Genomic DNA, 23,895 nt, shown 5'->3' with positions numbered 1-23,895 from the left:
TAGGAGAATGCAAGACATGAGCATCGTTTTTGGTAGCGGCATCAGCACTGCTTCCTTCTCCTCCCTGATCATCACGGGAGTCGAGACCATCAAGAGCTCCAATGGAGGCTACTTCCCGATGGAACTCTCGATGAAGGAGATGACCCTGACGACCGACTGGTTCCGTCAGTTCGACTCTCGGGAGCGGTACTTCTATCTCTCCACCGGTCACCGTATGACCATCTTCAGCTTCGACCCGGGCAACTCCTGCGTGATCAACGTTGCCGGTCGGTGGTTCATCGTGGAGATCGAGGGCGGCGAATCCAAGAACGGCAAGATCACAGGCGGTCAGTTCTCGATCGAGAGGCTCGGTGAATTCTTGTCGCTCGTCTGCACCAACGTGACCATCGGTTGATCAAGGTCAAACCGACCGGTTGCAAGGACTAACGATAATCAACATCTATCGATAGTCCGCACGTAAATAATATACGGAATATTCAATCTAAATAAAAATAACCCAACAATCGTTGGGTTAATGATAAATGATATGTTATTTTGGAAGCCACTCATAACAATCATCTGCTAACTGTTGTACATCTTCCAGAAATTTGCTAGCGTGATATCCATCGCAAACCGCATGATGTATTTGCAAAGAAACAGGCATCAGCATTCTATCTGTTTGCTTAAAAAACTTTCCGCATGTAATGACGGGTAATAAGTAATTAGCATTATTACTTATATTGAGGTTGAATCCTGTAAAAGAAACCCAAGGAATACTGGATATTGGAAAAACATTTTTTGGTTCATTTTCTTTTGCCAAAAATTGTTTCCTATCCCCATATCGTTCCATATCATCTAGATAATACCGATAAAAAACACTGAAATCACTGGAAAATTCCGTCCATATACTAGAGAAAGATTTATTTTCCTTGTGAAAGATAGTATAACTTGGTATCATTTGCTCCCAATACCCTAAGCAATCCTCATCATTAAAGCAAACTCTAAATTCACGATGCTTATTCACCACAGAGCTGACGATATATATAAAAGCAGGATACAGCTTCAATCCCTTGTTGCGAAGCTGTTCCAATAACACCGTAATATCTAAATTCATAGTTATACTGAAAGTACAACCAAGACGCAAATAATGCTCAAAATATGGTTTCCTGTCCCAATTTTCTCGATCAATAAGGTGAAATTTCATTTTTATTACCCCTCCTGAAATTTTGTCGCTTTATTTCAGGAGGTTAGTCAACTGCCTTCATCAAAATCTTCACCACTTATTTTTAATAAAAACTTAGAAATCAGCAGATTTCAAAATCATTTTTTTGGGCAACTTCATCTCGGTGAAATTGCCCCTGGTACCTGCATAAAGCTCAGGCGAAGCGAATTATTCTATTCGCAACCTTCTGTCTGGGAGAAATCGACCATCCCGAAAATAGTAAAATTGGTGCAGATGAAATCCGCTGTGAACCATAAACCATTCTGCATCTTTAGGGAAATAGAGGGTCTCGGTGACAAATTTCGTTTGATAGTTCTCGTCTCCATGACGCAAAATCAGCCATTCGGGGCTTGTAACAACTATTTCCTCGTCAGTTGAAAAAATTTTCATCCCGTCGACGATAATTGTTACTTCCCCTTCAAGAGGAAAGGCATTTCCCCAAAAGTGAAATTCATCAGCATGAACGGTCTGCAATTTTCTTTCAACGATTCCACCATTTTTGGAAACAATCATTCTTCCTCCAACATCGGTTGTTCTCATTATACTTCTTTTCATTTGAGCAAACACGTCTAAACATAAATAAACCCCTCCTTCTCAACTAGAAAAGGAGGGAGAGCATTATCTTGTTATAAATCGCACAATCGTAGATTCCAGTGTTAAAATCAATCCGCCGTATAAAGCAGCTTGAAAACCATCAATAGAAAATCCATCTACAAACCAGCTCAAAATTCCAAATAAAGCTACATTCAGAATCAAGCCAAACAAGCCAAGAGTAATGATCGACAATAACCATTTAATCGGCCAGATGAGAATATTAATAACTGCGATTAAAACTGCGATCCATAGTGCTGTTTGCCAGTTGTCTACATGCACACCTGGCAGGTAAGTCGCGATGAGATATACCGTTACAGCATTTAAGATAATCCCTATTATCCAACGCATGATCTATCTCCCCTTTCCATAAGTATACCTGTCTTGTACCACTAGCTCAAGTTAACCTTATCCCCATAATACGTATGTTACAAAAATAAGACCACGGACTGTGGTCTTATTTTTCGAATCAACTTCCAACTGTAACTGCTTGTTTCCCACGTTTTTGCTCTCTTTTTAAAATAGGTGCAAGATACTCTCCTGTATAAGAACCTTTCTTTTTTGCCACTTGTTCTGGTGTACCTGTTGCAACAAGCATACCACCATCTTTTCCGCCTTCTGGACCCAAATCAACGATATAATCTGCCGTTTTGATGACATCCAAATTGTGTTCGATAACGAGTACTGTATCACCATTGTCAGCAAGCCGCTGGAGTACAGTAAGTAAGCGGGCGATATCGTGCACATGTAATCCAGTTGTCGGTTCGTCTAACACATAACATGTTCTGCCTGTGCTGCGTTTGTGCAGCTCAGAAGCGAGCTTCACCCGTTGTGCTTCCCCTCCAGACAATGTGGTCGCTGGTTGTCCCAATTGGACATAGCCTAATCCGACATCCAGTAATGTCTGTAGTTTTCGCTTGATTTTTGGGATATTGGCAAAAAATTGTACAGCATCCTCAATTGTCATATTGAGTACATCTGCTACATTTTTGCCTTTGTAACGAATTTCCAATGTTTCACGGTTATAGCGCTGGCCTTTACACTCTTCACAAGGAACATATACATCTGGCAAGAAATGCATTTCGATTTTAATGATGCCGTCACCGCGACAAGCTTCACAGCGTCCGCCCTTGACATTAAAGCTAAAACGACCTTTGAGATACCCTCTTATCTTCGCTTCTGTCGTCGATGCAAATACATCACGAATATCATCAAATACACCTGTATAGGTGGCTGGATTGCTTCGCGGTGTACGGCCAATTGGTGATTGATCGATACTGATAACTTTATCCAGATGTTCAATGCCCTCGATCTTCTTATGTTGCCCAGGTACTGCTTTTGCCCGATTGAGCTGTTTGGAAAGGGATTTTAATAATATTTCATTGATCAATGTACTTTTTCCTGAACCAGAAACACCAGTTATACAAGTGAGAAGTCCAATAGGAAAAGAAGCAGACACATTTTTGAGATTATTTTCGGATGCTCCTACAACTTTAATCCATTTATCTGTCGCTTCCCGGCGTTTTTCTGGCAAGGGAATATATTTTCTTCCACTCAAGTAATTACCAGTGAGTGACTGTTCATCTTCCATAATTTCTTGCGGAGAACCCGCAGCAATAATTTGGCCGCCATGCACACCAGCTCCTGGACCGATATCCAAAATATAATCAGCTGCCATCATCGTATCTTCATCATGTTCAACTACGATGAGCGTATTTCCCAAATTACGCATCTGCTCCAAAGTCTGGATCAAACGAGTGTTATCTCGCTGATGAAGACCGATACTCGGTTCATCTAATATATAAAGAACACCCATCAAACTGGAGCCGATTTGCGTTGCCAGACGAATACGTTGTGCTTCTCCCCCTGACAATGTTCCAGCAGAACGACTTAATGTCAGGTAATTCAAACCGACATTCGATAGGAAGCCCAGTCTGCTTTCTATCTCTTTTAATACAAGTCTTGCAATCTGTCGTTCTTTCTCTGTCAGTTCCAGAGACTCAAAGAATGATAATGCTTCTGCTATCGTAAGTCTTGTCACAAAATCGATATTTTGATCACCAACTCGCACGTGCAGCATTTCCTCTTTCACACGTGCTCCCTTACAAGTTGGACAAGGTTTGGTGCTCATATAGCTCTCCAATTGCTCACGAACCATATCAGATGCAGTTTCTCGATGTCTGCGAGTCAGATTGGGAATGACTCCTTCAAAAGTAGTATGGGTATCGCGGGTAAAACCCATATCGTTCGTATATTTAAAAGGAAACCGCTCTTTGGAACCATACAAAAGAAGCTGCTGCTGTTCTTCTGGTAACTTTTCAAATGCTTTGGTCTTACTGATTGCAAAATGCTTACAAACTGCATCCAACAACTGGTTGTAGTAGTTACTAGTCGAACTAGCCCAAGGTTCGATAACACCTTTGCTGATAGATAGTTTTGGGTTTGCAATGACTAGCGATGGATCGATCTCCATCCGATTTCCCAGTCCATCACAGGTTGGACATGCTCCAAAAGGACTGTTAAAGGAAAACATACGTGGAGTCAGCTCTGGAATACTGTAACCACATTCTGGACAGGCGAGATTTTGGCTGAAAAGCATCTCCTCTCCGTCGATCACATCAACAAGGACTTCTCCATCGGATAAACGAAGTGCCATCTCCACTGAATCTGTCAATCGAGAGGCGATTCCTTCTTTAATAACAATACGATCCACCATAACTTCAATCGTATGTTTTTTATTTTTTTCCAGCTTTTCTACTTCACTGACTTCTTGTATTTCTCCGTCAATTCGAACACGAACAAATCCTTGTTTTTGGATATCTGCTAATACTTTCTCATGTTCTCCTTTTTTCCCTTTGATTACAGGGGCAAGAATTTGTATTCTCGTTCGTTCTGGCAATGCCATGATATGATCAACCATTTGAGTTGTAGTTTGAGAAGTAATCTCTATCCCATGTCTAGGACAATATGCACGACCAATACGTGCAAATAAAAGCCGGATATAATCGTATATTTCAGTTACCGTTCCTACTGTTGAACGCGGATTTCGGCTCGTTGTCTTCTGATCAATTGAAATTGCAGGGGATAACCCTTCAATACTATCGACATCCGGTTTATCCATTTGTCCTAAAAACTGTCTGGCATATGCAGACAAAGACTCCACATATCGTCTCTGCCCTTCTGCATATATCGTATCAAAGGCTAAGGAAGATTTACCTGAACCGCTGAGTCCTGTAATAACAACTAATTTATCACGAGGGATAGTAACATCTATATCTTTTAAATTGTGGACACGTGCTCCACGTATCTCAATATTTTCAATCGCCAACCGTTAATCCCCACTTTCTGCCTTTAACTCTAAGAGAATATCACGTAATTCTGCTGCTCTTTCAAACTGCAAATCTTTTGCGGCTTGTTTCATTTCTTTTTCCATTTTCGCTAGCAATACTTGTCGCTCTTTTTTGGTCATCTTCTTCTGACCTGTTTTCGTTTCATATGTGGCTTTTTCTTCAGCCACTTTGCTCGTCGCTTCTATCACTTGTCGTACTTTTTTCTGTATCGTCATCGGTGTAATTCCGTGTTTTTCATTATGAGCGGTTTGAATACTACGACGACGCTCTGTTTCATCAATCGCTTTTTGCATGGAGTTGGTTATCTTATCTGCATACATAATCACTTCTCCATTGGCATTTCGTGCAGCTCGACCAATGGTCTGGATCAAGGAGCGTTCTGCCCGCAAAAAACCTTCTTTATCTGCATCCAAAATTGCGACTAAGGATACTTCAGGCAAATCAAGTCCTTCTCGTAAAAGGTTGATGCCCACTAGTACATCAAATTCTCCCAGACGAAGATCACGCAATATCTCCATCCGCTCAATCGTTTTGATGTCTGCATGCAAATAGCGGACACGGATACCGATTTCCTTAAAGTAATCAGTCAAATCCTCTGCCATCTTTTTGGTTAGAGTGGTAACCAGTACTCGTTCATCTTTTTCTACACGTTTATTGATTTCTCCAATCAAATGATCGATCTGGCCTTTTATCGGACGAATATGGATTTTCGGATCAAGCAGTCCTGTCGGCCGGATAATTTGTTCTACCATTTCCGGTGTTTTCTCCAATTCATATGGACCTGGAGTAGCAGAAACAAATAATATTTGATTGATTTTGCTCTCAAATTCTTCGAATTTTAACGGACGATTATCCTTTGCTGATGGCAATCGAAAACCATGCTCTACTAACATGTTTTTTCGAGCCTGATCGCCATTATACATTGCACCTATTTGCGGAATAGATACATGAGACTCATCTACCACCATTAAGAAATCATCCGGAAAATAATCAATCAAAGTGTACGGCGGCTGACCAGGCTGCATCCCGATCAAATGACGGGAATAGTTTTCAATCCCAGAACAAAATCCAATCTCGCGCATCATTTCCATATCATAACGCGTACGCTGTTCCAATCGCTGTGCTTCCAGCAGTTTGCCTTCGCTTTTATAAAAAGCCAATTGTTCTTGGAGTTCTTCTTCAATTGTTTTTAGAGCACGTTCCATCACTGCACCACGAGTTACATAGTGGGAAGCAGGAAATATTGCAACATGTTCCCGGTCACCAATAATTTCTCCTGTTACAACATCTATTTCCCGAATACGTTCAATTTCATCACCAAAAAACTCTACACGGACTGCTTGTTCACTCCTGGAAACCGGAAATATCTCGATGACATCCCCGCGAACACGGAAGGTCCCTCGTGTAAAGTTGATGTCATTACGCTGGTATTGAATATCCACCAGTTTCCGCAAGACGGCATTACGCTCTTTTTCCATACCAACACGCAATGATAAAACAAGGTCACGGTATTCAATCGGTGAACCAAGACCATAAATACAAGAGACACTAGCAACGATAATTACATCATTACGTTCAATTAATGCACTTGTCGCTGAGTGTCGCAGTTTATCTATTTCATCATTTATCGAAGAATCTTTTTCAATAAAAGTATCGGATTGAGGGATATAAGCCTCAGGTTGATAATAATCATAGTAACTGACAAAATATTCTACAGCATTGTTTGGAAAAAACTCTTTTAACTCACCACAGAGCTGTGCTGCCAATGTCTTATTATGAGCAATTACCAAAGTTGGCTTATTTACCTTAGCTATCGTTGAAGCAATCGTAAAAGTTTTCCCTGTACCTGTTGCCCCAAGCAAAGTTTGGTGTTTTTTACCTTCGTATATTCCATTTGTCAGTGTTTCAATCGCTTTGGGCTGATCACCACTTGGTTGAAACTCCGATACCATTTCAAATAATTTATCCAAATTCAATCACCGTCCATTTTACATGCCTGAATCGTATCTATATAAAAACAACTTTTTTCATTCTCAACATCCAACATTATAACATACTTTTGCTGTCAATCGAAAACATTCGTTCTTCTATTAGGGATCTATAACCTTTACTTGAGCATTGACAAAATAATAATTTGTTGCGTAAGATTAATATATGAATATATGCTCATATATTAGTGATGGAGGAAAACATATTGAGTTCTTTAGAATCCCATGATGCAAAAGAATGTTGTGATGTTACTATCATTCATGATGAGATTATATCGGAAATGAAAACAAAACAACTGCCTGTTGAGCAAGGAAATAATCTCGCCTTGTTGTTTCAAGCATTAAGCGATCCAACTAGGATACGAATTATCCATACTCTTATTCAAAAAGAACTATGTGTTTGTGATTTAGCAGCTAGTCTGGAGATGACACAATCATCGGTATCCCATCAACTGCGCAATTTACGAGCTTTGCATTTGGTTAAACATCGCAAAGTGGGAAGAATGGTTTACTATAGCATTGATGATGAACATGTTTTAAGCTTGATGGAAATAGGACTTGAACATATATCTCATTCTGGAAAAAACAAAGCGGTTTAGGGAAGAGGGAGATTATGCACATTCACGATCACTCCCATAGTCATGGACATGGACATAACCATGATCATGGTGCACAAAGTAATAAAAAAGGCTTGAGCATTGCGTTAATCATTACAGCAGGTATTATGTTCATCGAATTTTTTGGAGGACTGTTCACCAACAGTCTTGCACTTTTATCGGATTCAGGTCATATGCTTAGTGATGTAAGTTCCCTAGCGCTGAGTTTAATCGCGATGGGTTTTGCAGCCCGTCCGCCGTCTCCAAAAAAAACGTATGGATATTACCGTTTTGAAATACTTGCTGCTCTCTTTAATGGTGTTGCCTTATTTGTTATTGCAGGTATTATTGCTTGGGAGGCGGTGCTGCGTATCATGCACCCTCCTCAAGTACAAAGCGGCTCCATGATCGTAATCTCATGTATTGGTCTATTGGCAAATCTATTAAGTGCTTGGGTACTCATGCGAAATAGTGATGTAAAAGATAATATAAACGTCCGAAGTGCTTACCTTCATGTCATCGGGGATGCTTTAGGCTCTGTCGGTGCGATTGTTGCGGGAATTCTCATGCTGACATTCTCATGGTATCTGGCAGATCCTATTATTAGTATCTTTGTCACGATCCTTATCTTAAAAAGTGCTTGGGGCGTCGTCTCCCATTCTTTTCATATTTTGATGGAAGGCACTCCGATCACCATCGATAAACAAAAAGTTGAAGCGGTTTTGTTAGAAATACCTGGTGTACAAAACATTCATGATCTGCATATTTGGACTATTACTTCTGGCTTTGATTCACTATCGTGCCATATCCTTATTAAAGATGAAGCTACAAGTCAAACTGTTTTGCAAGAAGCAATCACTAAGATAAAAGATCAGTTTCACATTCAGCATACAACCATTCAAATTGAAACAATTGATTTTCATCATACAGACTGTCTGACAAAAGGACAGTGTAAATAAAATGACTTTAAAAAAAAGGAGATCTGTTTAATCTCCTTTTTTTAAAATAATAAAATCACTTAATTTAATGAATTTATTGTTTATTCATATGTTTATTGCTATAATCGAATTAAGGAATTCCTATTGTTAGAAGGAATCCTTAGCAAGTCTCATTCCATAAAAGTGATACAAGGAGGGAGTAATTGATGCGCTTCTTTATTCCGCCTCCACGCTAGGATTCATTCTACTATGAAATTAAATCAGACAATCGTACTTAACAAAAACCACCATTCTAGGTGGTTTTTTAACTTTATATACTTCTAATTATTCTTAATAGAAACATTCTAAACTTATAAAAGGTATATCATAGAGCATCCAAATTACAAGACATGTTGTTGCATTCCTTTTTTCTAATCTAGTAATTGAAAGCCTTCTTGGATTTGTAATCCTAAAACCTGTTTAGAAAAGTGTAGGAAATTTATCAAAAAACGTCAAACACAAAATACACTTGGTCGTCGAAATAACCAAGTGTATAAGTAGACTTTCTTTCAAAACCACTTCGCATTATTATAAACAATTTCAAAGTAAGGATTACAACGGCTCTGCTCCTACAATTCCAAGATGTTTTGGATCTTTTTCATAAATAGCCCGCTGCAAAAAATGACTGTCATCCTGCTCATCCAACACTTCCAATTTGCAGAAGGAAGAAAGCGATACTGCTTTTTCTAGATCATCTGCTGTTTGAATTCGAACTCCATTGAGCCGATGAATGATGTCTCCTGTCTTAATCCCTAAATTTGCCGCTGGTGTTTGGGGCAGTACAGCTAATACTTTTAAACCTTTTTCATTGGAAACAAATAGAGGTTCCTTTCTTCTCTCTATAAATCTGCTCCATAAATACATCGTCTCATGTCCCAACAGCGCAAATATTGCTGCAAACCATAGCAACTCCCCATGCAGCGTAGCTCCCCAAAGCAATACCGATAAAATGACTGCGTATAATAAAGTGAGTGTAGAAATGAGTCTTTTCTTTTGTTTTAACGGTTTGGAACAATTTTTACTCGCAAACCCAATTACAATTGGCAGCGGGAGCCATCCAGAAGAAGTAAATGCTACCAATGATATGGGCCAGGATTTAGCTAAAAGATAGCCGGGAACACGCCTCCCCGATATATGATCAAGTCTTACGGGTGTACTGGATACAGACCCTTCCAACCGTATTAATATCCATTCCAAATAATGAGCCAATCCAACAATATACAGCCAATGAAGTACGGAAAAATCTTTCACTACATAATACCATCTCACTAATCCCACTGGTAAAACGGTTATATGCAAATACGGCAACAGCAAATGCAAAACGGATAAAAAGCCAACGGAATAAGCGATACATGCAAATCTTCTGCGGAAAATAGCAAATCCAATGGTACATATCCAAACTAACAACAATTCTTCTTTTGATACTTCAAATAAAAAAGAAGAAAGAACAAAAGACAATATACAGCCTGCCAATAAACCATAGAAACAGGTTCGTAAAATCGTAGGGATTGGCGCCTCTAAAATATTACCAAAATGTCTCCGCTCTAAGAGGTTCGTATAGATAGTGAAAATGATTGGTATAAACAATGCAACAATCCACAATGGTTCTGTCCATAGTGAAATCCAAGTTTTGATAAACTCCAGATGCAAAAAAACCCCCTCCAGTGCAAACATCAGCTAGAAGGGGTTTCGACATTAGTACCATATATTCCTTTATGTTCATCATTTATTCACTAATATGTTCCAAAAATTGGATAGCAGTCTGCAACTGCTTATCATTTTTGGGATCTCGTAAAGCACTTTGGTAAGCTGTACCTAGACTTTTAGCTGTTGACTCATCTAATTGACCATTGACAGTTAACCCATTTGCATTCTGGAAATTTTTCAAAGCAGTTTCGGTTTGTGTATCGAAGTATCCGTCTGTTCTTCCTGGTTTAAAGCCAAGTGCATCCAAAATCAACTGCATGTTTTTCACATCGGTATTGTTGCTGTCTTTTTTCGATACCTGCTTCCCTTCAGGCAGATTGGCTAATGCAAAAGCAAATGGCTGAACTTGTACGTTCGGAGATAAACCTTTGGTTCCACCATGCTGGTCAATCCAAGTCCCGTTTGGTGTAAGCCATTTTGCAATCGTCAATTTCAGGTTACTGCCATCAGAAAACTCAACGCTTGACTGTACACTGCCTTTTCCATATGTTTTTTGACCGATAACAGTATATTTACCTGATTGTTGAAAAGCTGCTGCCATGATCTCTGCAGCACTCGCACTGCTGTTATCCACTAATAACGTAATCGGATAGGACTTGAGTTTTGTTGCTTTCGCGCGATAAACGACCTTATTTCCAGCTTTATCTTGCGTACTGACAATAACTTTTCCTTCTGGAAGCATTGCTTCACACATTTTCACAACAACAGATAAGAGTCCTCCAGGATTGCCGCGTAGGTCAATAACCAATCCATTCATTTTTTGTTTTTCCAGTGCTGCTATTGCATCAAAAAATTCTTTGTCCGTACTCTGAGAAAATTGGGAAATGCCGATATATCCAATATGGTTATTCATCATTTTATTGCTTACTGTTTTTTGAGGGATATCTTTACGGACTGCGGTCACTGTAAAAGGAGCTCCGCCACCGCGTACAATCTCTAGTTTTACTTTGGTGCCTTTGGGCCCTCTGATTTTTGAAACAGCTTCATTTAAGGTCATTCCGATAATACTTTTTCCATCTACTTTGCGAATCTGATCATTTACTTGTATGCCAACATCTTCCGCTGGCGAGTCTTTCACAATGGACTCGACGGTAACTTGGCCATTTTTCAGGACAACACCTGCACCAATTCCAGAAAACGATGAATTCATAATCGAAGATAAAAATTGCTTTGCTTCTTGCGGGTTCATATACTCTGAATGAGGATCACTAAGAGCAGCAACCATTCCTCGCAATGCACCATCTAACAATGCTTGTTCTGAGATCGGCCTGACATAGCTAGAGCGTATGGTATCAAACGTTTTCTTTAATTTCGCTTCATAATTGGAATATAACTCTGATCTGCTTGTCGCTTGATTGGGAAAAGTTTGTCCCTTTTCATTCATAAAAAACAAAGAGGTTAACAGACTTCCTAATGCCATGGAGGCAATAACCATGAGCGCGACTGTTCTTCTTCGAATTGTCATTTCTCCAGCCCTTTCTCCGATCGAAAACAATCTATCTTAATAAAAACCAATATTGGCATGAGTGGGTAATAATCCTGTCCAATTTGGTTTTACTCTAACATATTACGCTCATTTGAGAAATAGAAGGAGGACATTTCCTAACACCAATTATGTTAGGAAATGTCCTTTACTCCTTCCATCTATACAATTCACCTTAATTTGCGAGGTAATTCATTGGATCTTTCGCTGGTGGTTTCGCTCCATATCCAATCCGTACTTCAAAGTGCAAGTGAGGTCCAGTTGAGTGACCATTGTTTCCAATAGCAGAGATTATTTCTCCTTGGGATACTTCTTGACCAACTTTCACTTTTACTTGATAAGGATAACTATGTGCATATCGCGTATAGAATGGCTGTCCATGATACTCCCCGTGATAGATGGTGATCAGCCAGCCATATCCGGAAGACACCCTGCTCTCTACTACAACACCATCAGCTGCGGCCGCATATGGAATGCCTATTTTTCCTTGTGTTCCAAAATCGATTCCTTCATGCATTCTCCCCCAGCGAAATTTAAATCCAGATGTAATCGGATAATTCAGCGGTTTATGTAACGGGCCTGTATAAGCAAATTTAAGTTTCCCACTGCTGATCAAGTCTTTATTAATATCAATCAATTCAGATTCGTTTGCATCTTCAACGCCCTGCAAATCTTTTAATTTATCTTTATCTTTTTTCATTTCAGCCATCATTTTATCAAAAGCTGCTTTTGATTTGTCCACTTCTTTTTGCTGGACTGCTATGAGTTTATTTAATTTATCTATTTTCGCTTGTACTTGTGCAGTAGCCGCCTTGCGTTCAGCTAATAGAGCATAGTCTTGTTGTGCAACTAAACGCACATATTCAAATCGAACCAAAAATTCATTAAAGGAGCCGGCTTGCAGCAGCAGAGACATATAACCCATCTCGCCGTTTTCATATAACTCACGTAAACGTTTATTAAATTTTTGCTGGTAGAGAACTTCTTTTTCCTCTGCTTTTTTCTTCTCCACTTCTACTTTGTCTACTTGATTTTGTATGCCGTCAATTACTGTTTGACTTTTTTCCATCTCTTTGTTGTATTTTTCCAGTGTTTGATTGCCAGCTGCGATAGAGTCCATTACTTTGTTTTTTTGTTCACGGATCTCTAGTAATTCTTCTCGTTTTGTTTTTGCATCTACTTCTGCGCCGCCTACAATTGTACTCGCACAAACCAAGAGAGCAATTGTAGCAGTGAGTATGCGTCTTGTATTTTGCAACTAAACATCCTCCCAGAATGGCCAATTAAGATATATATGGCATTGGATCAACAGCTTTATCATTTTTATGAACTTCAAAATGGAGGTGTGATCCTGTTGAATGTCCGTTGTTTCCAATATCAGCAATCCATTGACCCTTTGTTACATGATCTCCTACGGATACTCGGACTGTACTGCGATACATATGCCCATATAGTGTGGATAACCCATCCGAATGTTTGATGACGAGGTAATATCCAAAACCATTTGGATCCGCTTTGGCAAGAATTACAACACCAGAATCTGCAGCAAAAATCTTCTTCCCTTTGTCATCATCGATATCGATACCTTTATGCTGTCGACCCCAACGATAACCAAATCCAGAAGTAATGGTCCCTACTGCTGGTTTCATCAATCTGCCAGTGCCATAGTTTCCGCTATATTGCTGGGAGGCGATCTTTTCTAGTCTCTCTTGTTCTTTAATAGCAGCTGCGGTGGCTTCTTCATCTTGTTGAATATTATCCAGTTCTTTATCTAAAGACTTCGTTGTTTTATTAATTTCATCTAATTTCGCTTTCTCTTGTGCGAACAATGGCTGTAGTTTTGCACGTAATTGTTCTGTCGTTTTCTTTGTCTGTGCAATTTTCGTTGACGTTTCATTGAGCTGTTTTACCAGTGCACTATCACTTTTCACTATCAATCGAATACCTTCGACACGAGTCAAAAATTCGGAAAATGATTTTGCTGATACCAACTGCCCCATGTAACCCGTTTCGCCAGTCTGGTAAAGACGAACAACACGTTTATTTAACTGTGTTTTTTGTTGTTGCAGTAATTTTTCATTTTGTGACAAATCTTTGTTAGCTTGCTCCAATTGTGCATCATATTGAGCCATCTTTGCTTCCAGTGGAGCAATCTCTTTTTTGATTTTGTTCAATTCGACCTGAGCTTCCCCAAGCTGACCGAATTTGTTTTTTTCTTTTTCTTGTAACTGCTTTAATTTATCTTGTTGTTGTTTTGATTTTGCTGGTGCCGCATCTGCACCAGCAACCCATATGCTACATGCCAATAGCATTGCTAAACTAGCTGCAAATACCTGTTTCATATAACCCCCCCAAAGTTCTTTGCTGACTGAATTAAATTTTGAGGAACTTCCGAACAGAGAGCACACTACCAAAAATTCCAATAATCGCACCTAATACAAATGTACTGACTGCCAGATAAGCACCTAGAGATGTAACTGGCATCATTTGAATTACAGTATACGCTGCACCAGAATTAATGGTGTTGTAAAACGCTTGATAGAGTATGAGCAAAATTCCTATTGGCAGGATAGCACCTGTTACACCAATAAAAGCTCCTTCAATAAAGAATGGCCAACGGATAAACCAGTTACTAGCACCTACCAACCGCATTACTTCAATTTCTTTTCTTCTAGCAATAATCGTCAATTTAATCGTATTTGAAATTAAGAAAGCAGCTAAGACAGATAAAGCTATTCCAAAAATAAGAATGACGTTTCGAACTACACCAGAAAATCCAAGAAGAGTTTGTGTCACTCCACCGCCAGAATCCGCCGCTACAACTCCAGGGATCTTCTTCGCTTCAGCTTCTAATTCTTTTACTTTCTTCGGATCACTAGGCTCCAAACGGATAATATCTGGGAGAGGATTTTGATCTCCGGTTTTTAATCCTTCAATAAAGTTGGCATCTCCCCAGCTTTTTTTCATCTCTTCCAGACCTTTATCTTTTGGAACAAGGTCAGCTTTTTTTACTAGTGAACTTTGCTTTAGTTTATTTAGGATTTCTACTTGTTTAGCGGGAGGAGTATTATCTTGTAATGACGCTCGCACTGCTAATTGTTTGTCCAATTCTTTGGTCAAGTAGTTGATATTAAACGCAAAAATAAGGAACACTCCAAAGATCAAGAGTGTTACTGCTACCGTACCCATTGCCGCAAAACTCATCCATGAGTTCTTCATGATTCCGCGATACGCTTCGCGAAAATGGCGACCTGTGGTTTCAATCTTCATAACCGTATTCGCCTCCCAATTCGTCTCGCACAATCACGCCTTGTTCAATTGCAATAACACGTTGGCGCATCGTATTTACGATCTCTTTATTGTGTGTTGCCATTACGACAGTAGTTCCACGAGCATTAATTTCTTCCAGTAAATACATGATATCCCAAGAATTTTCTGGATCCAGGTTTCCTGTAGGCTCGTCCGCAATGATAAATGTCGGATTATTTACAATTGCACGAGCGATTGAAACCCGTTGCTGCTCTCCACCTGATAACTGCGAAGGCAATGCTTTCATCCTGTCTCCTAGACCAACCAACTCTAGTACTTCTTGAACACGCGGTCTCATTTCACGGCGAGGAGTCTCGACCGCTTCCATCGCAAATGCTACATTCTCATATGCAGTCAAATGCGGTAATAGTTTATAATCTTGGAACACTACTCCAATCCGGCGGCGTACATAAGGAATTTTCCAGTCTCGAACCCTTTTAACATTCACACCATTGATCAAAACAACTCCATGTGTAGGTTTTTCTTCCCTGTACATCAACTTGATAAAGGAACTCTTACCAGCACCACTCGGTCCTACTATATAAACAAATTCCCCTTGATCCACTTTTACGTCAATCCCACGTAATGCTTCGATTCCGTTGGGGTAAACCTTCCATACATCGTGCATTTCTATCATAAAATCACCTTCCGTTTTACCACAGCATTTGTCATCAGCGATTACGCCTACACAAGTATTAGGTAGTCAGGTATTTCTCGAAACCATACTGAGTTTCCTCTTTTAATAGAGAAATATAGCTACACACAAAGAGTATTATGCTAATGAAACATAATTTGGCAATCTTAAAATAGGAAAATGCCAATAGTCTTCCTATCATCTTTCATTTTTCGGGGTAAAAAACGCAATTCCTCTAAAAACCTGTTTCCTATTATAGCATCATTCTACAAGTTTCCTAGAGTAATATTTTGCAAAATGATGATATATTCAAACTTGACAGCAAAAATCTCCAGTATAGATAACGGTTACTGGAGATTTATTATATCATGTTCTTTCCATCATCATCGTTGGCAAGAAAAACCAAAAATTACGTTTGCTGAGGCTTTATTTCCCTATTTGTATCTCGTGATCGACTACTGGACGCTGTATATTTTAACATCTATCAATCATGACAAGGGGATCAGCTCTTGTGCAGCCTCCACCGTCTTTAACCATTGTTTTGCTTCATTTAAATACGCAGTTCGTTTTTCCAATTGGTTTTCTACCTGAACTTTTGCGGTACCGCCTTCACTTTTCCGCGCTTCCACAACTTGCTCCTCCGCTAAAAAAGTGTAAATATCTTCTGCTACGATGGGAGAGAACAGCTGATATTCATCCAGCGATAATTCCAGCAAGTATTTTTGTCGGGAGATCGCATATAAGACTGTTTTACCGGTAATCTCATGCGCTTGGCGAAAAGGAATTCCTTTTGCAGCTAAATAATCTGCTAAATCTGTGGCGTTGGAGTAACTCTGTTGAACATTTTTCAGCATGTTTTCCTTTTTCACTTTCATCGTTGCGATCACGTCACGCATGAGATGAAGACAATTTTCTGCTGTTTCAACAGCATCAAATAATGCTTCTTTATCTTCTTGCATATCCTTGTTAAAACTGAGTGGCAGTGCTTTTAACATAGTAAGTAATCCTACTAAACTACCAAATACTCTTCCGCTTTTTCCTCTGACCAGCTCTGGTATATCGGGGTTTTTCTTCTGTGGCATCATACTGCTTCCCGTACAATATGCATCATCCAATTCCACATATTGGAATTCCTCACTAGACCACAGGATTAGTTCTTCTGCTAAACGAGTTAAATGCACCATGATCAGAGAGAGAGCAGACACCAGCTCAACGATGTAATCACGATCACTGACCGCATCCATACTATTTTCATACAAATGTGCAAAGTGAAGTCTCTTCTGTACATATGCCCGATCGATTGGGAAAGTCGTTCCAGCAATTGCACCGGCTCCAAGCGGGCACATGTCTGTCCGTTTATAGCTATCGATCAACCTTCCCAAATCTCTTTCCAACATACTGGAGTATGCCAATAGATGGTGTGCAAAGCGAACTGGCTGGGCACGCTGCAAGTGGGTATAACCAGGGAGCAGTGTATCCACATTTTCCACTGCTTGCCTAATGATTGCCTCTGATAGAGCAACAACACTCTCTGTGAGCTCTACTGTTTTCCTTCTTGTATATAGATGCACATCCAAAGCACTTTGATCATTTCTACTCCGTCCTGTATGTAGCTTTCCGCCAATAGGACCAATTAGATCAATTAGCATCTTCTCTATATTCATATGAATATCTTCATGTTCTACTGAAAAAGCCAATTTGCCTGCTTTTGCTTTTTCCAATAAAGTAATAAGTCCGTCTCTGATCGTTTTTGTTTCTTCTTTATTCAATATTTCTTGTGTACCTAACATCTCTACATGGACAATACTTCCGACAATATCTTCGATGACTAGTTTTTGGTCAAAATTAATTGAAGCTTGAAATTCAAGCGCCAGTTGATCCGTCGACTTGGTAAAGCGACCGCCCCAAAGTTTCATCAGCTTTCACCTCATCTTCATGTATCGTTGCATAAATATGCGTTGGTAGTCCCCATAATTTGATAAAACCAACTGCTGCTTGATGATCAAATGTATCATCTGTAGAGTAAGTCGCTAGCTGCTCATTGTATAAGGAATGCTCCGAAGTTCTGCCCGTTGCCACAACTGTACCTTTATGCAATTTCACTCGAACATCGCCAGTAACAAATTTTTGCGTCTCATCGATAAAAGCATCCAATGCTTGTTTCAATGGTGAAAACCAAAGTCCATCATAGGTAAGTTCTGCCCATTTTTGTTCAATGGATGGTTTAAAACGAGCAACATCACGTGTTAATGTCAGATATTCCAATTCCCGGTGGGCAGTAATTAACGTAATCGCTCCAGGACATTCATAAACTTCTCGTGATTTAATCCCTACTAAACGGTTTTCAACATGATCAATTCTGCCAACACCATGTTTTCCAGCCAACTGATTTAAATTGGAAATCAATTGTTGCAGCGGTAACTCTACACCGTCTAACGCAGTTGGTATCCCTTTGGTAAAAGTAATAACTACTTCTGTCGCTTCATCAGGAGTTTCCGCAACTGCTTTGGTCAACTCATAAGCACCTTCTGGCGGTGCAGTCCAAGGATTTTCAAGTACACCACACTCACAACTGCGTCCCCACAAGTTTTGGTCAACACTATAAGGATTGTCTAGATCAATTGGAATAGGAATATTATGCTCCTGGGCATATTTGATTTCCTCATCGCGAGACATCGCCCATTCTCTTACAGGAGCAACCACTTTCAAGTTGGGATTTAAAGCCTGTACAGATACATCAAAACGCACTTGGTCATTGCCTTTACCAGTACATCCATGTGCTACTGCAACAGCACCTTCTGCTTCTGCTATTTGCACAAGTATTTGTGAAATAAGCGGTCTGGACAAAGCAGATACAAGTGGATATTTTCCTTCATACATCGCATTAGCTTTTAACGCTGTAGCAAGAAAATATTTGGCAAAATGTTCTTTTGCATCGATAACAATCGATTTTACTGCTCCTACTTTTAAAGCCTTTTCTTTGACAAAATCCAAATCTTTGCCTTCTCCAACATCAAGAGCAACTGCAATCACATCATATCCATAATTTTCGGTTAACCAACGAATGGCAACAGAAGTATCTAAACCGCCTGAATAAGCGAGTACAATTTTTTCTTTACTCATCATTCACACTCCTATAAATAAAAATACATCCTAATGAGTTATTATACATTAAATTGATAAAAAAAGAACCCGGGAAATTATTTCTGCAATTATTTCTTTGTTGATATAAAATGAAAACGGCAAGCAAAGAGCCATGATAAATAAAGGAGAAGACATGGCGAAGCGGATATCGGGAGCAGTCGCAGCAACGGTTCAGTTTTGGACAGGGAAACTGCCAAACATTGCACCTGAGCAGCTCAATAAATTTCAAAAAGACATCGCAAAGACAGTAGAGCGGGATGTAAAAGAATTTGGATACTGCCGTCTGGATTGGACTTTCATCAATCAGCTTCTTGACAGGCTCAGTATAAAGCACACCGGTGTTCGTGAGGAAATCATTAGTGATACAAGGGTAAATATCGTTCGTATTGAGGAGAACGGTAAACCTTGGAGCAAGCCTTATTGGCCCATGCGTTAAGGAGGCTCCTCGCAGGTACAGAAGAAAAATCTTCTGTACCTGCGCTACTTTACAGACAATAATTTTGATAGAATAGATTTGCAACCATCCGGCTTGTCTAATAGATAGGAAGACCATGTCGTCGACTCCATCCTTTTTTGGATACCAGAATCCGACGGAAGCGACTATTGCCTTTTGGCTGTGGCGTATGAAGGAACAGGGAGATCTCCCCGATAATCATCGGGTCTCTCCCGCAAGTCCTTTCCAAGTGCAGATGGGGAAAGAACTAGGTATCACCAATAGCCTTCAGGTTCATAAGTTCGTTGACCTGATGTATAAGCGTATCGGTACAAAGTCTTGCTCATTGGAGACTCGTGATATCAAGGCGATTGCTACACAGGCTGGTTTTACTTGTACACTCCCACGGATAGGTTCTAATACAGTAAATACCGCTGTTGATGTGAAGTACCAGGAAGCATGGGAAACCATCTGGACAAAGCGATAGGTGTGGTACGTTTCACCCCCTGAGGAAATCCTCAGGGGGTGGCTGATTTTATCCAGAAAACGACGCGGCGGGCAGCCACTCCTTCGATAAAATCAAAGAGAGTGCTGCCCGCCGATTGACTGGGTTACTTGGACTTCTTGGTACCAGTGGTCGTCGACTTCTTCGAGCTGTTGTTCGAGCTCGAATTCGAGTCGGAACCCGACTGCTGGTTCTGCTGCCGCTGGGCCGGCTTGTTCGCCGGCTGCTGCGGGGCTGCCGGCAGCTTGCCGAGGGTCTTCGCCGGTGACGGCTTGTTCAGCGTCTTACCCGGTGACTGAGTCACAGGCTTGATGAACGTCGGCGTCGGGGTGACCACGATCTTGACCTTCTTCTTGCTCTTCTTCGCGGACTTGTGCTTCTTGTGCGAGTCCTTGAAGTCGAAGCAGAAGTAGAGCTTCTCCTGCGAGTCCACCCACGCTGCATACTCGTCGGGGTCGCAGTTGGCATCCATCTTCAGACGCCAGTCCGTGATCTTCTTGAACTTCTCGCCCTTGTCCGGGTCGTAGCACTCCTGCGCGGTGTGCTTCTTGTCGGACCAGATCGCGATCTCGTCGTCGTCGCACTTGCCGCTGTCGGTGTTGACTTTGACAGCCTTGCTCTCCCAGTCAGCGATCCGATTCTCACCGCGAGCAGCCTTGACTGTCTCGTAGCCGGTGGATCGAGAGCACCCCGAGAGCACCAGAACAGCACCAACCGCCAGCGTACCGACGGTCGCAACAGACTTCTTGACCATTGCAATAAACCTTCCAGTCAAACTTCTCCGCGGTGCGGAGTTTCCTTACACTCATCCTATTCCAAAATCACTGCAACGTAAAGCATAATTATGTTTTTATTAAAATTGATTACGGACGGCCTTCTTTTGATGAAAGAAAACTGTCCGTAAATGAAAATGCTCTCTATTTTACCTTTTTCAGTCTCCTCCGCTTCCAAGCATCCTCGAGCGAGTGAGGATCGTGCTGGTGCTCTTTGGTATCCGACTCGTGATGTGTGACTTTATGAGCAAAGTTTTTAAATGTCTGCTCCATTCCAATTTGCTGAAAGGCAAGAACACAAGCCACGAGGAGCGACACAAGCACATCGAAGATGAGATCATAGCGACGCAGAAGCATGAGAGACTCTTTTCTCTTTGTATTTTTTTCTCTGCCTCCTCATCGTACAAAATTCTCTACCATCATTCGTTTTTTTTGGCACTTTCTTATCTGAGCTTTAAATATTTTTTTATGTACTCTTTACAGAAAGCGTTTTCTGTAAATTTTTTGCATAGTTGTGCTTCCAAATAAATCTGTCTACAATAGATATTAAGTTTCTCTACTTGAGCAAAAACAATATAAATAATCCCAAGCGAAGATATGCACCTCTGACAAAGGCACAAGTCTCGCTACGTCGCTATGCTCCTAGTCTCGCTTTGCTTGGCTGTAGCGTCCTTTGTGGTCTTTACAACAGACGTGGAAGACATGCATTCGAGCGGATTTGAAAACGAAACGTTAGTAAATTTGCTCAACTGGGGTAAGTCAATGTAAAAGGGGTTCCTCTGAAAATGATTCGAACACTTGTCTATACCAAATCAGGAGAACTGCATCAAGATCTGAAACTAAATGAGATCATGGAAAAGCGCTCACAATATGCATGGTACTGGGTCGATTTCAACCAACCCACAAAAGAAGAGGCAAAAGAACTATCCCACATGGGCTTTCATGAATTAGCCATACAAGATTGCCTGTATCTTCAGCAAAGAACCAAACTAGATGACTATGAAGACTATCACTTTTTTGTGCTCAATGCGATCCATAAAAACAGCTTGAAACCAAAAGAAATTGATATCTTTCAACATCATCAATATGTCGTTACATTTCACTATCATGAACAACCGGAAATAGACGAAGTTTGGAAATTGATGCAAAAAGACAACAATGCACAATCACTCGGTTCTCGTTATATTTGTTATAAAATTATGGATAAAGTAGCTGATTCTTTTTTTCCGATTGCAGAGCAGTTAGAAGACCGCCTGACAGAAATCGGCATTCGCCCGGAGAGACTGGGACAAATGCAAGAACAAATGAATGAACTATTTAAGATTAGGCGTGATTTGCTTCGTCTTCGCCATGTCGTTTGGCCATTTCGCGATCTCGTTTTTCGGATTACCCAATCTGATCATTTATCGGGACAAGGAGAAGAACGAAGATATTATATGGATGTGTATGATTATTTATTGAAACTGAGTAACACAATCGATTCTAGCCGTGATATGACATCAGATATCCGAGACAATCACATTTCATTAAATTCCAACCGGATGAATTCCATTATGATGACACTTACCGTTATTACAACCATTTTTATGCCGCTGACGTTTATCGCCGGTATTTATGGGATGAATTTTTCTTACATGCCGGAACTGCATTGGCATTATGGATACTTTATTGTACTCGCTTGCATGGCAGTAATCAGTATCGTGATGTTTCTCTGGTTTAAACACAAAGGATGGTTTTTTCGCGAATGAAAAAAAGCATATTTTTGTTCATAACTTTTGCGTTTCTCACAGGTTGTACTCTCGTTCACAAAACACACTCCACCTCAATACAACCCACCCCTGTCAAACAAGTAGTGAAAGATAATAAACCAGCAGAGTCAACGGAAAAACAAATTTCAAACCAATATCTTGGGAAAAGGCCAAAAGAATGGGGAGAAAAGGTGACGGGGGTAGTGCGGACACTGCCGACTAAGGATAAAGTCATCGCTTTAACATTTGATGCCTGTGGTGGAAAAAACGGAAGTGGCTATGATCGAGATATTATTACCTACTTAATCAAAAATAAAATACCTGCAACCTTATTTATTAACTCTCGTTGGATTGATGCAAACCCAACATTATTTCGTGAACTCGCAAAAAATCCACTATTTGAAATCGAAAATCATGGAACCGAACATCGACCACTATCTGTAACAGGACGCAGCGTTTATGGGATTAAAGGGACAAAAAATATTTCCAATGTGTATGAAGAAGTGAATGGAAATCACCAAAAAATAAAAAACCTAACGGGCAGAGCTCCAAAATACTTTCGTGCAGGAACTGCCTATTATGATGATATCGCAGTAAAAATTGTAAAAGCTATAGGGGAAACACCAGTTAATTTTGATATTGTTGGAGACGCAGGGGCTACGTACAATACCAAACAAGTAGAAAAATCGATGCTTCGCGCAAAAGCTGGATCAATCATTATTTTACATATGAACCAGCCAAAAGGCGATACAGCAGAAGGCATGGTAAAAGCAATTCCAAAGCTCCGAAAAAAGGGATACCGGTTTGTAAAATTAGAAACGTATTTAAAATAAACCTCCATTGATGGAGGTTTTGTCGTCTATTTAAATGTATTATCTTCTGTCTGGATATGCTGACGAATCAGCATATCCAGTTTCAACTAGAAGGATCAATTAGTTGAGGTCTTCCCAAGTTGTACCACTTGTTGAATTGATGATTTTATCAACAATTCTGGCATGCTGGCTGGGATTGCGATCAACACCATTGATTTTCAGTGAAATAGGAGTGCACTTCTTGAATGGATCTGTCTCTTCGAGAGAAACCCATGTTACCAGTTCGTATCGATCCTTCCCATCGGAAAGTGTAGCCTTCCTCTTTTTCTTATCTCCAGCCATTACTCCTCCAATGGTTGTTGGCTTCTCACTATTATCTCATATTTTCGAAAAAAGGAAATAGTATTTCAGCAACCTCAAAGAAATACGAAGGGAAAATTTACTGATAAAAACGAAACCACGAAAAAATAACCCATATCCTCTATGGAAAGATTGATTTTCTATGATCCAGTCCTATATCATAAAAGATGTACCACCACATATCCCTTGAATATAAGGAGTAAGCATGTCCTACGGTTATAACTCTGCAAGCCTCGGTGGCTTTCAAATTACTGATAACGCAGCCTGGTCTTGCGCGACATATA

Annotated in this window: 23 protein-coding genes; 7 read left to right on the top strand and 16 right to left on the bottom strand. The window is 40.2% G+C overall.

The window, feature by feature from the left end; all coding sequences use genetic code 11:
• Window positions 1-16: 16 nt before the first annotated feature.
• Window positions 17-394 (top strand): hypothetical protein, encoded by a 378-nt coding sequence (locus tag AC5WOC_RS12295; protein WP_496055707.1) that lies wholly within the window; start codon window positions 17-19, stop codon window positions 392-394.
• Between the two features lie 135 nt (window positions 395-529).
• On the opposite strand, the gene catA is transcribed toward AC5WOC_RS12295, so the two are convergent.
• The 5 genes from catA to uvrB all read right to left on the bottom strand — a co-directional run bounded on the left by catA (window position 530) and on the right by uvrB (window position 7,094).
• On the bottom strand, window positions 530-1,183 hold the full coding sequence (gene catA / locus AC5WOC_RS12290; protein ID WP_496055706.1) for a type A chloramphenicol O-acetyltransferase: 654 nt from the start codon (window positions 1,181-1,183) through the stop codon (window positions 530-532).
• Between the two features lie 186 nt (window positions 1,184-1,369).
• Window positions 1,370-1,714 carry a hypothetical protein gene (locus AC5WOC_RS12285; protein WP_496055705.1) on the bottom strand — a complete coding sequence of 115 codons (345 nt, stop codon included), beginning with the start codon at window positions 1,712-1,714 and terminating at the stop codon, window positions 1,370-1,372.
• Window positions 1,715-1,819: 105 nt separating this feature from the next.
• Window positions 1,820-2,143 carry a phage holin family protein gene (locus tag AC5WOC_RS12280; RefSeq protein WP_496055704.1) on the bottom strand — a complete coding sequence of 108 codons (324 nt, stop codon included), beginning with the start codon at window positions 2,141-2,143 and terminating at the stop codon, window positions 1,820-1,822.
• A gap of 118 nt (window positions 2,144-2,261) precedes the next feature.
• The gene (gene uvrA, locus AC5WOC_RS12275; protein ID WP_496055703.1) at window positions 2,262-5,120 is read right to left on the bottom strand and encodes an excinuclease ABC subunit UvrA; all 2,859 of its coding nucleotides are present in this window, start codon (window positions 5,118-5,120) and stop codon (window positions 2,262-2,264) included.
• Between the two features lie 3 nt (window positions 5,121-5,123).
• Window positions 5,124-7,094: an excinuclease ABC subunit UvrB gene (gene uvrB, locus AC5WOC_RS12270; protein WP_496055844.1), complete on the bottom strand. Its 1,971-nt coding sequence runs from the start codon at window positions 7,092-7,094 to the stop codon at window positions 5,124-5,126.
• Between the two features lie 242 nt (window positions 7,095-7,336).
• Here uvrB and AC5WOC_RS12265 point away from each other — a divergent pair, with 242 nt between their 5' ends.
• Both AC5WOC_RS12265 and AC5WOC_RS12260 read left to right on the top strand, forming a co-directional pair.
• Window positions 7,337-7,729, top strand: coding sequence for an ArsR/SmtB family transcription factor (locus AC5WOC_RS12265; protein WP_496055702.1), 393 nt, complete (start codon window positions 7,337-7,339; stop codon window positions 7,727-7,729).
• A gap of 14 nt (window positions 7,730-7,743) precedes the next feature.
• Window positions 7,744-8,685, top strand: a complete 942-nt coding sequence (locus AC5WOC_RS12260) for a cation diffusion facilitator family transporter (RefSeq protein ID WP_496055701.1) — start codon at window positions 7,744-7,746, stop codon at window positions 8,683-8,685.
• Between the two features lie 570 nt (window positions 8,686-9,255).
• Here the strand turns inward: AC5WOC_RS12260 and AC5WOC_RS12255 are convergent.
• From AC5WOC_RS12255 to AC5WOC_RS12220, 8 genes are all read right to left on the bottom strand, one after another.
• The gene (locus AC5WOC_RS12255; RefSeq protein ID WP_496055700.1) at window positions 9,256-10,353 is read right to left on the bottom strand and encodes a PDZ domain-containing protein; all 1,098 of its coding nucleotides are present in this window, start codon (window positions 10,351-10,353) and stop codon (window positions 9,256-9,258) included.
• Between the two features lie 76 nt (window positions 10,354-10,429).
• Window positions 10,430-11,875, bottom strand: a complete 1,446-nt coding sequence (locus AC5WOC_RS12250; RefSeq protein WP_496055699.1) for a S41 family peptidase — start codon at window positions 11,873-11,875, stop codon at window positions 10,430-10,432.
• Window positions 11,876-12,068: 193 nt separating this feature from the next.
• The gene (locus AC5WOC_RS12245) at window positions 12,069-13,151 is read right to left on the bottom strand and encodes a peptidoglycan DD-metalloendopeptidase family protein (RefSeq protein WP_496055698.1); all 1,083 of its coding nucleotides are present in this window, start codon (window positions 13,149-13,151) and stop codon (window positions 12,069-12,071) included.
• Window positions 13,152-13,176: 25 nt separating this feature from the next.
• Window positions 13,177-14,235, bottom strand: a complete 1,059-nt coding sequence (locus AC5WOC_RS12240; RefSeq protein ID WP_496055697.1) for a murein hydrolase activator EnvC family protein — start codon at window positions 14,233-14,235, stop codon at window positions 13,177-13,179.
• Between the two features lie 31 nt (window positions 14,236-14,266).
• Window positions 14,267-15,163 (bottom strand): permease-like cell division protein FtsX, encoded by an 897-nt coding sequence (gene ftsX / locus AC5WOC_RS12235; RefSeq protein ID WP_496055696.1) that lies wholly within the window; start codon window positions 15,161-15,163, stop codon window positions 14,267-14,269.
• Window positions 15,153-15,839 carry a cell division ATP-binding protein FtsE gene (ftsE, locus tag AC5WOC_RS12230; RefSeq protein ID WP_496055695.1) on the bottom strand — a complete coding sequence of 229 codons (687 nt, stop codon included), beginning with the start codon at window positions 15,837-15,839 and terminating at the stop codon, window positions 15,153-15,155. Before ftsE ends, ftsX begins: the two co-directional genes overlap by 11 nt.
• A gap of 485 nt (window positions 15,840-16,324) precedes the next feature.
• Complete coding sequence (gene argH / locus AC5WOC_RS12225; protein ID WP_496055843.1) at window positions 16,325-17,755, bottom strand: argininosuccinate lyase; 1,431 nt, start codon at window positions 17,753-17,755, stop codon at window positions 16,325-16,327.
• Window positions 17,700-18,959, bottom strand: coding sequence for an argininosuccinate synthase (locus AC5WOC_RS12220; protein WP_496055694.1), 1,260 nt, complete (start codon window positions 18,957-18,959; stop codon window positions 17,700-17,702). The genes argH and AC5WOC_RS12220 overlap by 56 nt, the downstream gene beginning before the upstream one ends.
• A 154-nt stretch (window positions 18,960-19,113) precedes the next feature.
• On the opposite strand from AC5WOC_RS12220, the gene AC5WOC_RS12215 reads away from it, so the two are divergent.
• Both AC5WOC_RS12215 and AC5WOC_RS12210 read left to right on the top strand, forming a co-directional pair.
• The gene (locus AC5WOC_RS12215; RefSeq protein WP_496055693.1) at window positions 19,114-19,416 is read left to right on the top strand and encodes a hypothetical protein; all 303 of its coding nucleotides are present in this window, start codon (window positions 19,114-19,116) and stop codon (window positions 19,414-19,416) included.
• Between the two features lie 115 nt (window positions 19,417-19,531).
• Window positions 19,532-19,900 (top strand): hypothetical protein, encoded by a 369-nt coding sequence (locus tag AC5WOC_RS12210; protein ID WP_496055692.1) that lies wholly within the window; start codon window positions 19,532-19,534, stop codon window positions 19,898-19,900.
• Window positions 19,901-20,024: 124 nt separating this feature from the next.
• Here AC5WOC_RS12210 and AC5WOC_RS12205 read toward each other — a convergent pair whose 3' ends face one another.
• Both AC5WOC_RS12205 and AC5WOC_RS12200 read right to left on the bottom strand, forming a co-directional pair.
• A complete protein-coding gene (locus tag AC5WOC_RS12205; protein WP_496055691.1) occupies window positions 20,025-20,672 on the bottom strand; it encodes a hypothetical protein in 648 nt (215 codons plus the stop codon).
• A 163-nt stretch (window positions 20,673-20,835) separates the two neighbouring features.
• Entirely contained in the window at window positions 20,836-21,048 is a 213-nt protein-coding gene (locus tag AC5WOC_RS12200) for a hypothetical protein (protein ID WP_496055690.1), read from the bottom strand.
• Window positions 21,049-21,476: 428 nt separating this feature from the next.
• On the opposite strand from AC5WOC_RS12200, the gene corA reads away from it, so the two are divergent.
• Window positions 21,477-22,439: a magnesium/cobalt transporter CorA gene (gene corA, locus AC5WOC_RS12195; protein WP_496055689.1), complete on the top strand. Its 963-nt coding sequence runs from the start codon at window positions 21,477-21,479 to the stop codon at window positions 22,437-22,439.
• On the top strand, window positions 22,436-23,272 hold the full coding sequence (locus tag AC5WOC_RS12190) for a polysaccharide deacetylase family protein (RefSeq protein WP_496055688.1): 837 nt from the start codon (window positions 22,436-22,438) through the stop codon (window positions 23,270-23,272). Before corA ends, AC5WOC_RS12190 begins: the two co-directional genes overlap by 4 nt.
• 99 nt (window positions 23,273-23,371) lie before the next feature.
• On the opposite strand, the gene AC5WOC_RS12185 is transcribed toward AC5WOC_RS12190, so the two are convergent.
• On the bottom strand, window positions 23,372-23,593 hold the full coding sequence (locus AC5WOC_RS12185; RefSeq protein ID WP_496055687.1) for a hypothetical protein: 222 nt from the start codon (window positions 23,591-23,593) through the stop codon (window positions 23,372-23,374).
• Window positions 23,594-23,895: the final 302 nt, after the last annotated feature.

The sequence above is a fragment of the Shimazuella sp. NTD247 genome (genome assembly GCF_059510415.1).
Note: the sequence above shows the minus strand (reverse complement) of the source record. Positions and strands in the feature narration are given on the sequence as shown.